The sequence below is a fragment of the Vibrio sp. D431a genome, assembly GCF_030248655.1.
GTDB lineage: Bacteria > Pseudomonadota > Gammaproteobacteria > Enterobacterales > Vibrionaceae > Vibrio > Vibrio alginolyticus.
In genome coordinates this window covers 1-12,512 of sequence record NZ_JAHGAP010000001.1, presented here as the reverse complement: position 1 = coordinate 12,512, position 12,512 = coordinate 1, and the positions used below count along the sequence as shown (strand labels likewise).

The following is a 12,512-nucleotide window of genomic DNA, read 5'->3' as shown; positions in this document are numbered from 1 at the left end:
GAGGACTTGGTATTGCAATGCCAAGTCTTTTTTGATTTAATAAGCGCATCCAAGTTAAATGAATTATCAAAATGAAAAACAAGGCATCTACACTTTCAGACAAAGCGGTCGAACAAATCAAAGACCTTCACTCGGATTTAATTCCATATGTAAGTGAAGATGGCCCACTAGGCTTAATGCTTCATCACCCGCTGATCATAGAAGTGTTTCTGTGTGCCCCTTTCGTTCCACACATCAACAAATCTTATGAAAAACGAGCTGAATTTCTAGAAATTGCTATTGCTGAAAGTGATTATGCTTCAATCATAGAGCTCCATGAGCGTCCATACCGTTTTGAAGGATACCTACAACACGTTTTATGGGCGGCAGATAAGGCTGAAGCTGCTAAACATCTACACACCGTTTGGATTGATAGCGAATTGCCTCATGTTAATTTAGATAGTTGGCTCAAATGCTTTGATTACCTAAGAGAAGAAAATGAGTTATTGAGCTCAGTTGCTGAGCTTGAGTTCCCTTTAACTGTTTACCGTGGTGTTGCTGCTGAAAGCGAAAAGCAAGCTCTAAAATATGGACACAACCTTGCGTGGACTACAGACCACAACGAAGCTGTGAAGTTTGCAGAACGAATGACGAATCAGAGAGACGGGCTTTCTCCGTTTATTCTAAAGACGATACTGAACTCAGTTGATGAGGTATACATGTTCTCTAACTTAAGGAAAGAGTCAGAGGTGGTTGTTAACCCACAACGACTAAAAAAAATCCTTGTAGTTTAATTCATCAAATCGCTTAAGAGCTGCGGTCTCGCAGCTTTTGACTAAATTTAGAACGATAGATTGTTAATTGGCGTAATTTTTAAACAAACAAACTTTAGTTTATCAAAAGTTTTAAAAAACGCTTGCTTTTAAATTTTGCGCCGTTAATATGGCAACCATCGAGACGGGGGATACCCCAGATAGAACAAAGAGCCTTTGAGTTTCACTGTCTATCAAAAATTAAGAAAGTTTAAGTAATTACAGGCTCATTAAAGAATCTTTTATGCCTTGCCAAGCAAGGAAACTGAACAACCTAAGCCTGTAAAACGTCTTCGGACGTGTGGGGTAACATAGGAGCAGCTACCCACTGCCCTCCCACGAATTGATATCGTATGCCTTGTTGGCTTGCGTTACAGAGGTTCAAACCTGTGTGTAAACGTCTTCGGACGTGTGGGATAACATAGGAGCGGCTACCAACCGCCCTCCCACGAAATTTATGTGTATGCTTAATTGCTTGCACCAAAGAGATACCAACTCTCGTGACGCCCCTTTGGCGTGTGGGCTTCGAAAGGAGCGGCTACCTACCGCCCTCCCACGAATTTTCAGCGTGTGCTTCAATTGTTCGCATTCGCTTCTTGCTACAACCTGAGTAATTGCCTTCGGGCATTTGTGGAATTGCGTCCCAACCGCACCACGTCTTGCACTGCGAATTATCGCGACTTCAACGCTCCTAGTCTTAGGGGCGTTTTTTTTATTCTCTTTTCTCTTTTTGATGTTGCAATGCCAAGTGTTTGTGGTATTATAACCACATCTTAAGAGATGTGGTATCTCTTTTACTTCACAGGTTAAGACCAGTAATTTTCTGGTGCAGAGGTTATTATGATTAGTCTACACATCAATAATGTATACCCCATTCTAGCAATCCCATATCGTTGTCGTAACTCACGCGAATATTTCATTGCGGACTCTTTTAAAGTGTCTATCAAAGAAGCTAGACCTGAAGACTTTATTCTGTTGGCGGAATGGAATGAAAAACTACAGTTCAACAATGAAACTTATCGTAAAAAAATCTTCACCTATAACGGCAAATTTTATACACAGGCAATCAAGAACTACCCCTCCGGCAAGAATGACGCCATTTACGAACTTTGTGATTTTATTCGAAATTCACAGCGAGAAAACGCACTAGAGAGTTCCTTTAATTCTCCTTTCCATGGGCATATTTTGGCCGCCCACCGTATGGCACAAGCCAACTTCAAAAAACTTGTGCGCCATGATCAGATCCCAGAACAGAAGTTCCGCGAGATTATCTTAAGTTCGCGAGATGAAGTTCAAGAATCTTTAGATATGGAAGCTGAACGATTTCTTGTTGTTGATAACGAACTGTACTGGGATGAAAGGGATCAAGAGATTCACATTGATAATTCTGGCTATGGACTTCTTTCGCTTCGATTTGGCTATAAGAGTAAAAATTCATACAGCCTGCTAGATTTTGAAAAAGCAAAAAGTGCCGCTCTAGCTCTTGCTGAAGAAACAGACAAGCGCGGTCATTACGGTTTTAGTGTGGTTGAACATATTAAGACCGAATTCAAAAATCTAGATTTCAAATTCCACAACACACTCTGAAACAAGACCGAATAAAGAGGCGGCACTGCGCCAAACCATTGCGCCATTTTGGTGTTGATAAAAGGATGAGTTCGCTCATCCTTTTTTTATTTGCTAACAGATCTTCTGCTCGTAAGGATTCGCTAGCACTTTAGAAGGGATATCATTTGAATTTTCAAAAAGAAATAACTACCTTTTGGTTAAATATTTCTTTTGCCGATAAAAATCTATACAAAAAAGCATAACGGAAAGGTTAGCTTGCTTAAAAATGAAACGTTTTGTTCACTAGTCAAAAACACCAACTTACTAAGCTCTCAGGATGTTTCATCATACCTAAAGGCACTATGTGCCGAGATTAACTCAGTTCACAAAATACCTCAGTCTAGCTTATCTAATTGTAATGGAGAATGGTATGAACTTGTTTTAGCTATAGGTGCGTGGAATTACTCTGTTGAACACAACCTTGATTTTGTACTTCTTAAGATCCCAAATGCTGCTAGGTTTGATTTGTTTTCCCTATACAGCAAGCACATCCATGATGGATTGCTTCATTATAGAGAACGCCTTCAGACCGAGGGGATTTCGCTATCAATGTCAAACCCAGATTTTGTGATTGTTAAACGGGATGCAAATAGACGCCATGATGCAATTGATGTATCCCGCTTAACCGTTTCAGATATAGATTCAATTAACAACGAGTATAAGCATTACATCCATCGATGTAACAACACAGAGTTTATTGGCGTTGCTTCTGCAAAGGTATCACTTCGTCCTGACCGAAGGTTTCAGCTCTGTAATGAGGCTCAAATTATAAAGAGCGTGAACGAATATTTGTCGAAAACTAATGGATGGAATGAAGGTAATATCAAGTACATTTCAATAGCGCCATCCTACTCAGACGCAGATAGAAGCGCACTAAACGTTGCACTAACTAGCTCCATTGTATTTGGAGAACCAAAGTTAGCAATAGATAACTTGGTGACAGTGAATGACACCCAGCGAGATTTTGGGTTTATGAGAATATAGGTCAACCTATCTAACAAAATAGAAGGGGGTGTTTAATGTGTTGTTGTTGCAATGCCAAGTGGTTATGGTAATATAGTCATGTATCTGGGAAAGTGGTTCCCCCATAACACAGGCTTATTATCATGAAGAACAATCCAGTCGCTAAATTCAAATCAAAGTGCATCCATTGTGGTTGCTCGATTTTACAAGGTGAAGAGATCCGCTTTGTAAAAACATCAAGTCACAATAGACACTCCGGCAACGGAGCAGTTCTTTCATCTAAAACTTCAACCAAAGTAACTCACGCAACCCTACTTGCTTGCGATAAGGCAAGGATCACTGAAAACAAGCCATCTTACACTGGAAATTACGAATCCTATCTGGATGAGCTCAAGACCACCTTAGATAACATTAGATTTATGGAATCACAAATCAACAAGTTCCATGCAGGCATTACAAAGGCATTTGATTCGACCGCTGAATTTTTTGGTATGACTCGCGAGGAGTACCTTCAGGACACTGAAGCAAAAATTATTGATTCACGAAACAGAGTTTCCTTCCTTGAACAAAAAATAGCACGACTAAAAGGTCAAAATGAATAAGACGATCACACTAGAGGAAGCATTTGCAATCCGCGATGCTCTGCTAAAAGATAGAGAAATGAGTCGACCAGAAAGAACGGTTATTCTCAATGTACTTTCCGGACACTACGACAAATTAAACATTGACGTTGCAAAAGAAGACATTGAGTTCATGGCTAAAGAACTTTCGGCATCACAATAAGTAAGAGAGAAAAATTTCAATTTCGTTTGCGGTTGTTGTTGCAACACCAAGTGGTTGTGGTATTATAGCCAAGTCGGTAGGGAAGTGGTTTTCCTCCATAACACAGGTTAAGTTTCAATGAAAAATTTCAATAACAATGACTTCATCTCAGCATCTCTTGGTCAGTTTATTCTTGCTCAAAACACACCAGTAATCGAAGAATGGTGTAAAGCCCAAGGCTCAACTCTTAAGAAAGGACTGAAAGTTCGCGGCTTTTACTTAATGCTAATTGAAAAGCTACTCCCTGTTGCTTCAGAGATCACTGAAACAGGCTCAGCAGGGTTTTGTGAGTACAAGTTTGCAAAGCAAAACAATATCGTCGTCGAAACAACAACAAACAAGCATCTATGCGATCTTGATGAAACAGCCGTAAACAAAGCAATCGCGAAAGAGGTATTTATTTCAGGAACGCCGTCTGGACTTACGGTTAAAGAACTTAATGTAGAAACTACATTGCTTAAAAACCTAATTACTAATCCTAATAGCATCACCCAAGAGGTTCTAGATCACAACCGCCTTATGCACTTGCCACAGCCTCTCAAAACATTGAACCGTAAAGATACTGGCTGGTTTTCAATCGATCTAAGCACAAACATCTTGAACAACTCAAAAAGCAACAGCCGATTGCTTCTAAACACCACAAAGGCGTACGTGGTCACTTCGGATCTTTCTGACTACTTCACCCAATCAATTGCAATCGACGCTTTTGAATTCGAACAATAATCCAAATGGCACTTTTCTTTTTAGGTGCCAACCCGTATCAATGCTCGCATGAATCTCTTTGTGTTATTTGTGCGAGCACTAAAGGTAATAACCAATAGGCTTAAAGTATGTCGACAAAGCATTTAGTAACCGTCTACACAGATGGAACAATTAGCAAGGTATCATGTATGGTTGAGGTTCATGAAAACAACACGCATGAAATCATCAACTTCTGTGCGATTGGAGAGTGTGCTTTAGACAACGAACCAATGGTCAAAGGCTTCGATAGTTATGTTACTGCTATGGAGACGCTATGTTTAACATCGTCTGAAATCACACTCGGCAACTCAGAAATTTTGAATGCAAATGCTGGCATTACTGTTGAGGACGTGACAACATTCCACATCTTAAGTGCACTATCAAAACGTCTTGAGTACGACTCGGAGATTTATCAATGAAACTGGTCACATCCAACACTAACAAACTTCAGGAGTTCAATCGTTTCGGGCTGAATGTCCAAGCCCAATCCGGAAAAGATTTACCTGAGGTTCTTGGCACACCAGAAGAAGTAATAACTTACAAAGCTATGGCAGCTGGCGAAAACTTGCTGGTGGAAGACACGATTTTAATCATCGACGGTAAAGAAGTTGTCGATATCAAAGGGCGTCTTGCGGAGCTTGATCGATTCGAAGAAATTGTAGATGCGCAATGGTTGGTCAGCATTGCAGTTATTGAAGATGGAATTCTAAAGACGTGTCAGGCATCTATCAAAGGCTACCTTGTGAAGCCATCTAAGCCATTCTCAGACGCTTTTGGCTTTGACGGGCACTTCCACCCTAACGGCGCTAACGGAGCCTCCTTGCACGAGCTTGAGCTAAATGGTGATAAAGACCTTTATTCAGCTCGAAAAGATTGTGTTGTTAATTTTCTTGGCAAGAAAGGTAACTACAAGGAACGAAAAGTTTCTGAAATCCCACCTTGGACTGGTGAATATCAGAAGCTGTAAGTGAATGAAGGCGCTCAACTGAGCGCCTTCATTGATTCTAAGACATGATAGCTTCAAGGTCTTCAACAGAGATCCCACCACGTTCCATTATGTTCTTGATTCGCTCAAGATCATCTTCTTTGTTTCGTTTCATCGCAAGGTTGATGTCTTCAATCAACAAGCTAGATTGCTTCAGATCTAAATCTCGCAACATCTCTACGCGAGCGCCTTTTTTCAGCATCATGATAGAAGTTAGTGGGCTAATCACGACTTCTGGGGATTCTTCTTTATCTTGAATTACCTCATTGCTCGGAGAAATTCCACCATCATTTTCTTCACTTATTTGAATTTTAGTTACTGGTGTTTTTGGTTCCACATCAACCTCTAGTTTTGGATTTAATTTATTTGAATACTCCGCTCTTGATGGTAGATGGAAGTTGAGATGAGTAACTAAGAATGTGATCAACGAATGGATGTCATCTTTATCCATTACCTGTGATATAGGGTGTTTTGACTTAAAGTGCTCATAACTTTTCAAAGCTTCTTTAGAGCGGAAATCACCAATAACATCAACACTTCCATTCTCTTTAACCAGAGACCACTCTGAGTCCTGTAAAGTGTTAATTCTCTTTTTAATCCCTGATACACAGTCATCAATAAGATTCTTCATCTTCTTGGTTTTTAATGTAGAAGATGACGTCTGAACTTTAGAAATCTCTTCCTCTGAAGCCCCTTCACTTCTGGCTTTCTCATCCTGATCGATACGACGTTGCCTTAAAACACCCCTTAGCTCAGACTCAAAGTTTTTAAGGGCTCTTTTATCAGAAGGCGTCGAGCTCGCAAATAGCGGCTTATCTACACCATCTATAAAAATCTTGAGGTGATTACTGCTTGCCCGTTCAGTCCTATATGGCACCAAGTAACACTCAGCTGCAAGGACTCTATCTACCTCTCTAAGGAATTTTGTGTAACCACTTTGTTGCTTGGTCATGTTGAACCTTTTTATTACTTTGGGGTTGAAGTTGTTTTAGCTATAATGCCACTTTATTTTGTAAGTATCGAGCTTTTTAACTGATTAGTCAGTATTGATAAAAGCTCAATTCACAATAACCACCAGCACCACTAAGGGCTTAAACAATGAAAAATGAAACTGATGCGCAAAAATGGAGACGTGAAGGTCGCTTGGAAGCTGCTGAAATTCTTATGGATAAACTACATCCCGAATCGCTGGAGCATGAAACCATGGTTGAGTGGTCAGAAGATGGTTGTCACGGTGATCGGTCAGGAGCTTGGAACCGCGAGAACGTCATCGCCTTCTTTGACTGTGATGTATCCGAGAGTCTTATTGAGCGCCAAGCAGGCAAATTAGCGCGGTATAAAAACAAATCTGAAGAATTATTCCACCTAGACAGTATGTTGCGAAAGATCATCATTGAAAACAACGAGATGTTAACCAAGGACGGCAATACCACCTTAGACAAGGCAGCTTACCTTCTTGGGTTGCACCCAGACCAAAAAATGAATGAATCATCGAACTCTGCCCATATAATTGGAGCCTACAGCACTGATCCAAAGATTCGTTCGCAGTACAAATCATAACCGAACAGACTGCGTTCTTGCCATTATGTCACACTCTTGTTGACACCAAACTCAAACATGGTATTATGCGCCCTATCGACTGCATTGATAGACATCATGTAAGGCTGTCGTGAGGGTGCCCCTCTCACCGTTCCGAAAGTGCAATTTGCACTTGTGGCAAAAAGGGCTAAATCAAGAACACCCTACTTCGCTTTTTACTTTATTGAGCCGAACTAGGTAATCGGAACAACTAGAAAATCGGCACATGTTAAAGGAAAAGGCTATGAACTACCGTTTTACTTCTTCAAAAGACTACGATGCTTACACAATCGCTGTGACAAGCCACCTTCGTAAAACTAAGCTGAACGAACTACGTCATGCTATGGCAAAAGTGGATCAGTTTGATGATGTGCGTCCTTACAAAGATGCCTTAGATAACCAACCAAACAACCAGAGCATCGATGTCGACTTTATGCGCATCCTTAGCAAGCATGTTTTCTTTACGGCTACTAACCTCGTTTATAGCGCATATGAAGAAGTGCTTGATTGGGACTTGGTTCAGAGTGAAGGCTTTTTGGAGCACGATGTCATCCGTCTACATTCACGTATTGATGCTAATAAGTTAGCTTCCTTGCCACACGGCAACTTGAAAGCAGAGTTTTTAGAACAAGCAGGCGGCTCTACGGAAAAGTTAGCACAGCTCACGTATGAGTACATCATCAACTGGTCTGCGGAAGTCCTTGTTTCTATCATCGACGGAGCCTTAGAAGAACTCGAACCTAGCAAGTCTGTGCATGATTACCTGATGGGTAATAAAGAAAAATTTGAAGCACAGTTAACAAACGCTGTTATTTGGGTTCTGATGGACGGCAGTATGTTTGAAACCGAGTAATTAATTTAGAGCCAGACGCTTTGTCTGGCTCTGTTGCAAACAGACTTACCAATAACCGCAAAAGCCCCCTCCTCTTCAGAGGTTCGACATCAAAAAGGCTTCTCAATGATTACTAAAAAACATGTACATGGCTTATTTCTAAATGCTACTCCAGCTTTTATTGATGAGCTCGCCACCGAGCTTCAAGGTAAGAAAGTCCTAGAGATATTCGCTGGGAATGGCTTTCTTGCAAATGAACTATCGCTGCGTGGTGTAGATGTGAAAGCAACAAGTATCCTTAGCTCTATGGATGGGCACGACGTCAACCTTTACTGTGAGGTTGAGAACATTGATGCCATTGAAGCTGTGCACAAATACGGGGCGAGTCATGACGTTCTGCTTATGTCTTTTCCAACGGTAACAGAAAGTGCAATTAAAGCTGTTTTTGAATGGGGCGAAGCGCGTGATGTCGTGTACATCGGGGAGCGTTCGACGAGAACTGAACATCAACAAGGGTTTTTAGCTGGCTGCGCTTCTGACTCGCTCCATTATTCCTTGATTGAGCATAAAAGGTTCAGCACTTATGAGACCACCTCACCTATCAAAATGGCTATCAGAGGGAAGTTTGATCGCACTAAATTAGCAGAGTTTCTTATCGACAATAATGGGTGCCATTATTGGTGTTAGTTTGATTTTTTTTCGACTTGGTATTGCAATGCCAAGTCATTGTGGTAATATACAACCACTTGCTAAGGAGTGGTTTCCTTAGCAGCACAGGTTAAGGAAAAATTATCATGACAAGCAACAAGACTGAACTTCGCATTCTTGCTAAGACTTCAAACAATTCTCGTGGTGCCTACTTTCAACTAGAGGAATCAGAGTCCCGCATCTTCAAGACAGTTAAGTACTGTAAAAACGGTGATATCACTCCGCTATCATCACCTTCTGGTGATATTCGAAAAGCTCATAAAGCATTTCTTAAGGCTATCGGTAAAGCAAAAATCCAATTTGATCACACAGAAGATGTAATCGAAAAGAGACTTATCTTAAGACATAAGCAGTTCAAAATGGGAACGGGCGGCAACTACCGTTTAGTTGGTATGTGGTCAATGCCTTCGCAAGCCGTAAACGAAGCGAACCCAAACTTATGGAATGCGCTAGTAAGAGAGCGGCCAAAGGCTTGTAACTGTTTTTGCGACCATTGCGGAACAAGTATCGTCCACCACTTCATCATTAAGGATGACAAAGGTGAGGAGTTTTCAGTAGGTTCAGACTGCATTCTAAAACTGGACAATACCGAGTTAATTGAAGCATCAAAAGCACTCGCTAATGAAAAAAAACGCGAAGAAAACCGTGAAAAATCACGACTTCGCAGCGAAGCCCGAGCATCTGCCAGAGAAGCTAAACTTGAAAAGCAACGCGAAGAAAACGGCGGCTTAACCGACTACGAACTCAAACAGAAGAAACGAACTCAAGCGAGAGCCTTGATGCACAAAAACGTTAAAGCAATTCTCGCTGAATTTGCCGAAATCCTAAAAGGGTTGGACGGGGACTTTTGTCGCAACATGTACTACAACATGGATGAAGGGATCATTCCTTCAAAGTACTGTCAGAGCATCATTTTAGAAATTATCGTAAAAGCAAAGTCAGGCTCTAAGCGTGTAAATACAAAAGCTTACAACTCTGTGCTAGAAGAGTTTGAGCCTGTGTACCGAGAAGCGATGAAAAAAGCCCAAGAGCTTAAAACACAGTTCTACAACACCAACTTTTAACCTGTTAAAAATATAGGTTGGCGTAATTACTATTGCGCCGCCTTTTAGAGCGAATACCGGAGCCTATCATGATTGAGTCTGACAAAAATAAACAAATTAAGAAGCTAGCCCAAGAATTCCGAAAGAAAGACAAACGTTTGAGTTGGGAAACGTGCTTAAAAAAAGCAAACCAACAACTAAGACACTTTGGCGCAAGTAGTTTAGGTTTTTCAGAGTGAATGCTATCCCTAAAATTAAAGATTTGGAGCCGCTCATTCCGTCCTTATTCGAAACTGGTAACTTTGATGCTGAATCTGCCATAATGCGTTTTGGGCATGGTGATTGTCATGATCTCACCGCTGTTTTGGTCTGCAAGTACAACGCAAAGCCATTAGTTATTGTTAGCTCAGAGAGCAAAACTATTGTTCATTCTTGTGTGTTGCTTGATGAGTTCACTACACTGGACGCCTACGGAATTAACAAACTGAATGTAACGCTAGAAAGATATTCCAAGCTAACCTTAATCGGAATGAATGAGACTGCCATTGCAAGCTCAGACGACCTTGATTGGGACGAACAATACCGACAGCTTATTGAATCGCCAGAAGACTTGTTAGAAGATTTCAAGCCTGTTTTGGAGTTGCTAGATACAAACTTAAGAGAACTATTTTGTTGAAAAAAAACTCTAAATAAAAAATTTGAATTTAGTTAACCACTTGGCGTTGCAATGCCAAGTGGTTTCTGTATAATTAGCCGTATAGAAAGAATATCTAAGGTTAATTATCATGAGCAATCATATTGGAAGTATCACACTAAATACTCATCTAGGCTTTTCAATCCCGTATCCAGTGTTTAAGTGCACAAAAAAGCAAACAAATTCAGGCTTTTTGGTTGTTCAGGACAAACCCATCTGTAGCGTGGAGTTCGAGAATGGTATTGAAAAAAATGAATCAAAGATGTCTGCTCAGTACGCACTAGACTCATTCAATAAAAACTTTGGAAAATACAACTCATTGATGCATGAGGCTGAAAATCAGATTCATGAATTTTCCTTCGATTTACTTAGAAATGCTAATGTTGAGGTTTATAATATCTTTGGCAATACTCATTTTTACATTGAATCAAAGGAAGGCTGTGAAAAACCTTTCCGCTTCAACATTTGGAGCCTAGCAATGGTAAAGCGTATCTTTGACGATTGTATTTTTGACCCAAAGAAGCCCATCTCTTTTGAAGAATTTTTGTTCGAAAACTAAATAGGAACCAAAAATGTACGATTTTTACAATGGTGACGATGACCCTCGACTACACGAGTCGGACATTACCACAAAACAAGATATCGAAACCCTTAACCCTGTTGAATGCTCAAACGGCTGTGGTTTCTGGCGCGGCGACAACCTAGATAACGGTAAATGTCCAGAGTGTGGCGACGAGTGTTATGATGTAGACCAAGACGAGTATCCCGACGAAGACGAGTCAGACTCTTAAGCCAATAAACTAAACATTAGACGAAGCGAAATAATCACTCTGGTAGCGGCGTCATAACGCTATTTGGACATCAAAGACAAAGGCTCAGCATGAAAATTTTCCATTATGTAGTATCCGAAGGGGGCAATGCTCTCTCAAAAACTCTCTCAACCCGAGATTTTAAAGCTGTGAAGGTTGATTCTGACAAGCTCTCTGAAGTAAGCGGCTGTGAAGGTTGCCATCTAGTAGTCACTAATGAATCAAGCCCGTCAGAAGATGACCAAACAAGTGTTTTGGGCTTTAAATTTGATGATGACAAAGATATATCAAGCTTGATCGATACTTTACTGCGATCACGCGAGGCGATGCGTTCGGCGAATGGTTACTTCCAATCCGGCGATCGAGTCCAAATCGAAAACGAACTGGCGACCGTTGTAAGTGTTAAACCAAATACCACTCCAAACAACGGTGAACTGATCACTGTTGTTCATGATGGAGAAGAACTCCAAGTTACCTATTCAGCAATTAACTTGATGAAGCTTTAAGTGCTTCGACGAAATACCCCAAAAATATAAGGAACGGCGCTTTGTATAACCGCGAGTACGACCACTTAACAAACGACGAGATCAACAAAAAAGTCTCAGAACTTACTGGATACGAATGCGAGAGTGGCGATATTCCAGACTTTTGCGGGGACGTTAACTTAGCTTGGTCACTTATGCTTGAAATTGGCATTTTCTTCGAACCTTTGGCTTGGGAGCGCATTGAGCACAAAGACTATCGAGCAAAATGGATTAACCAGACTAAAGATGGTTGCATGGCTAACTTCGGTACTAGTTTTTATTCTGACCATGTGGAACCTTTCCGTGCAGCTATGCTTACCGCGATTAAGGTTTTATCAAGTGACTTGTACGAAGAGATTCAGTCGGCAAAAGAACGAGCTCAGTCATAACAACCACCACTTAATTTAAACCGCA

General features: G+C 40.8%; 18 protein-coding genes. 17 read left to right on the top strand and 1 reads right to left on the bottom strand.

Annotated features, from left to right (window positions below):
- Positions 1 to 71 precede the first annotated feature (71 nt).
- The 8 genes from KJB35_RS00090 to KJB35_RS00055 all read left to right on the top strand — a co-directional run bounded on the left by KJB35_RS00090 (position 72) and on the right by KJB35_RS00055 (position 5,892).
- Complete coding sequence (locus KJB35_RS00090) at positions 72 to 773, top strand: hypothetical protein (RefSeq protein ID WP_285468813.1); 702 nt, start codon at positions 72 to 74, stop codon at positions 771 to 773.
- Between the two features lie 954 nt (positions 774 to 1,727).
- The gene (locus KJB35_RS00085) at positions 1,728 to 2,378 is read left to right on the top strand and encodes a hypothetical protein (RefSeq protein WP_285468812.1); all 651 of its coding nucleotides are present in this window, start codon (positions 1,728 to 1,730) and stop codon (positions 2,376 to 2,378) included.
- A gap of 237 nt (positions 2,379 to 2,615) precedes the next feature.
- Positions 2,616 to 3,383 (top strand): Cfr10I/Bse634I family restriction endonuclease, encoded by a 768-nt coding sequence (locus KJB35_RS00080; RefSeq protein ID WP_285468811.1) that lies wholly within the window; start codon positions 2,616 to 2,618, stop codon positions 3,381 to 3,383.
- A gap of 122 nt (positions 3,384 to 3,505) precedes the next feature.
- The gene (locus KJB35_RS00075) at positions 3,506 to 3,964 is read left to right on the top strand and encodes a hypothetical protein (protein WP_285468810.1); all 459 of its coding nucleotides are present in this window, start codon (positions 3,506 to 3,508) and stop codon (positions 3,962 to 3,964) included.
- A complete protein-coding gene (locus KJB35_RS00070; RefSeq protein WP_285468809.1) occupies positions 3,957 to 4,145 on the top strand; it encodes a hypothetical protein in 189 nt (62 codons plus the stop codon). The genes KJB35_RS00075 and KJB35_RS00070 overlap by 8 nt, the downstream gene beginning before the upstream one ends.
- A gap of 117 nt (positions 4,146 to 4,262) precedes the next feature.
- A complete protein-coding gene (locus KJB35_RS00065) occupies positions 4,263 to 4,907 on the top strand; it encodes a hypothetical protein (RefSeq protein ID WP_285468808.1) in 645 nt (214 codons plus the stop codon).
- 107 nt (positions 4,908 to 5,014) lie between these two features.
- Positions 5,015 to 5,344: a hypothetical protein gene (locus tag KJB35_RS00060; RefSeq protein ID WP_285468807.1), complete on the top strand. Its 330-nt coding sequence runs from the start codon at positions 5,015 to 5,017 to the stop codon at positions 5,342 to 5,344.
- A complete protein-coding gene (locus KJB35_RS00055) occupies positions 5,341 to 5,892 on the top strand; it encodes a non-canonical purine NTP pyrophosphatase (protein WP_285468806.1) in 552 nt (183 codons plus the stop codon). Before KJB35_RS00060 ends, KJB35_RS00055 begins: the two co-directional genes overlap by 4 nt.
- Positions 5,893 to 5,929: 37 nt before the next feature.
- On the opposite strand, the gene KJB35_RS00050 is transcribed toward KJB35_RS00055, so the two are convergent.
- Positions 5,930 to 6,862: a hypothetical protein gene (locus KJB35_RS00050; protein WP_285468805.1), complete on the bottom strand. Its 933-nt coding sequence runs from the start codon at positions 6,860 to 6,862 to the stop codon at positions 5,930 to 5,932.
- 146 nt (positions 6,863 to 7,008) lie between these two features.
- Here KJB35_RS00050 and KJB35_RS00045 point away from each other — a divergent pair, with 146 nt between their 5' ends.
- The 9 genes from KJB35_RS00045 (at position 7,009) to KJB35_RS00005 (ending at position 12,487) form a co-directional block, all read left to right on the top strand.
- Positions 7,009 to 7,470, top strand: a complete 462-nt coding sequence (locus KJB35_RS00045) for a hypothetical protein (protein WP_285468804.1) — start codon at positions 7,009 to 7,011, stop codon at positions 7,468 to 7,470.
- Between the two features lie 262 nt (positions 7,471 to 7,732).
- Positions 7,733 to 8,341, top strand: a complete 609-nt coding sequence (locus KJB35_RS00040; RefSeq protein WP_285468803.1) for a hypothetical protein — start codon at positions 7,733 to 7,735, stop codon at positions 8,339 to 8,341.
- A gap of 105 nt (positions 8,342 to 8,446) precedes the next feature.
- Positions 8,447 to 9,007 (top strand): hypothetical protein, encoded by a 561-nt coding sequence (locus KJB35_RS00035; protein WP_285468802.1) that lies wholly within the window; start codon positions 8,447 to 8,449, stop codon positions 9,005 to 9,007.
- Between the two features lie 107 nt (positions 9,008 to 9,114).
- A complete protein-coding gene (locus KJB35_RS00030) occupies positions 9,115 to 10,092 on the top strand; it encodes a hypothetical protein (protein WP_285468801.1) in 978 nt (325 codons plus the stop codon).
- Between the two features lie 214 nt (positions 10,093 to 10,306).
- Entirely contained in the window at positions 10,307 to 10,747 is a 441-nt protein-coding gene (locus tag KJB35_RS00025; protein ID WP_285468800.1) for a hypothetical protein, read from the top strand.
- Positions 10,748 to 10,856: 109 nt separating this feature from the next.
- Positions 10,857 to 11,324 carry a hypothetical protein gene (locus tag KJB35_RS00020; protein WP_285468799.1) on the top strand — a complete coding sequence of 156 codons (468 nt, stop codon included), beginning with the start codon at positions 10,857 to 10,859 and terminating at the stop codon, positions 11,322 to 11,324.
- A gap of 13 nt (positions 11,325 to 11,337) precedes the next feature.
- The gene (locus KJB35_RS00015; protein ID WP_285468798.1) at positions 11,338 to 11,556 is read left to right on the top strand and encodes a hypothetical protein; all 219 of its coding nucleotides are present in this window, start codon (positions 11,338 to 11,340) and stop codon (positions 11,554 to 11,556) included.
- An 89-nt stretch (positions 11,557 to 11,645) separates the two neighbouring features.
- On the top strand, positions 11,646 to 12,080 hold the full coding sequence (locus KJB35_RS00010) for a hypothetical protein (RefSeq protein ID WP_285468797.1): 435 nt from the start codon (positions 11,646 to 11,648) through the stop codon (positions 12,078 to 12,080).
- 41 nt (positions 12,081 to 12,121) lie between these two features.
- Complete coding sequence (locus KJB35_RS00005) at positions 12,122 to 12,487, top strand: hypothetical protein (RefSeq protein ID WP_285468796.1); 366 nt, start codon at positions 12,122 to 12,124, stop codon at positions 12,485 to 12,487.
- Positions 12,488 to 12,512: the final 25 nt, after the last annotated feature.

What these genes read in the sequence shown, in the direction of transcription:
- KJB35_RS00090 (WP_285468813.1), top strand. Translation starts at nt 72, where the DNA reads ATGAAAAACAAGGCATCTACACTTTCAGACAAAGCGGTCGAACAAATC.
- KJB35_RS00075 (WP_285468810.1), top strand. Translation starts at nt 3,506, where the DNA reads ATGAAGAACAATCCAGTCGCTAAATTCAAATCAAAGTGCATCCATTGT.
- KJB35_RS00070 (WP_285468809.1), top strand. Translation starts at nt 3,957, where the DNA reads ATGAATAAGACGATCACACTAGAGGAAGCATTTGCAATCCGCGATGCT.
- KJB35_RS00065 (WP_285468808.1), top strand. Translation starts at nt 4,263, where the DNA reads ATGAAAAATTTCAATAACAATGACTTCATCTCAGCATCTCTTGGTCAG.
- KJB35_RS00060 (WP_285468807.1), top strand. Translation starts at nt 5,015, where the DNA reads ATGTCGACAAAGCATTTAGTAACCGTCTACACAGATGGAACAATTAGC.
- KJB35_RS00055 (WP_285468806.1), top strand. Translation starts at nt 5,341, where the DNA reads ATGAAACTGGTCACATCCAACACTAACAAACTTCAGGAGTTCAATCGT.
- KJB35_RS00050 (WP_285468805.1), bottom strand. Translation starts at nt 6,862, where the DNA reads ATGACCAAGCAACAAAGTGGTTACACAAAATTCCTTAGAGAGGTAGAT.
- KJB35_RS00045 (WP_285468804.1), top strand. Translation starts at nt 7,009, where the DNA reads ATGAAAAATGAAACTGATGCGCAAAAATGGAGACGTGAAGGTCGCTTG.
- KJB35_RS00040 (WP_285468803.1), top strand. Translation starts at nt 7,733, where the DNA reads ATGAACTACCGTTTTACTTCTTCAAAAGACTACGATGCTTACACAATC.
- KJB35_RS00035 (WP_285468802.1), top strand. Translation starts at nt 8,447, where the DNA reads ATGATTACTAAAAAACATGTACATGGCTTATTTCTAAATGCTACTCCA.
- KJB35_RS00030 (WP_285468801.1), top strand. Translation starts at nt 9,115, where the DNA reads ATGACAAGCAACAAGACTGAACTTCGCATTCTTGCTAAGACTTCAAAC.
- KJB35_RS00020 (WP_285468799.1), top strand. Translation starts at nt 10,857, where the DNA reads ATGAGCAATCATATTGGAAGTATCACACTAAATACTCATCTAGGCTTT.
- KJB35_RS00015 (WP_285468798.1), top strand. Translation starts at nt 11,338, where the DNA reads ATGTACGATTTTTACAATGGTGACGATGACCCTCGACTACACGAGTCG.
- KJB35_RS00010 (WP_285468797.1), top strand. Translation starts at nt 11,646, where the DNA reads ATGAAAATTTTCCATTATGTAGTATCCGAAGGGGGCAATGCTCTCTCA.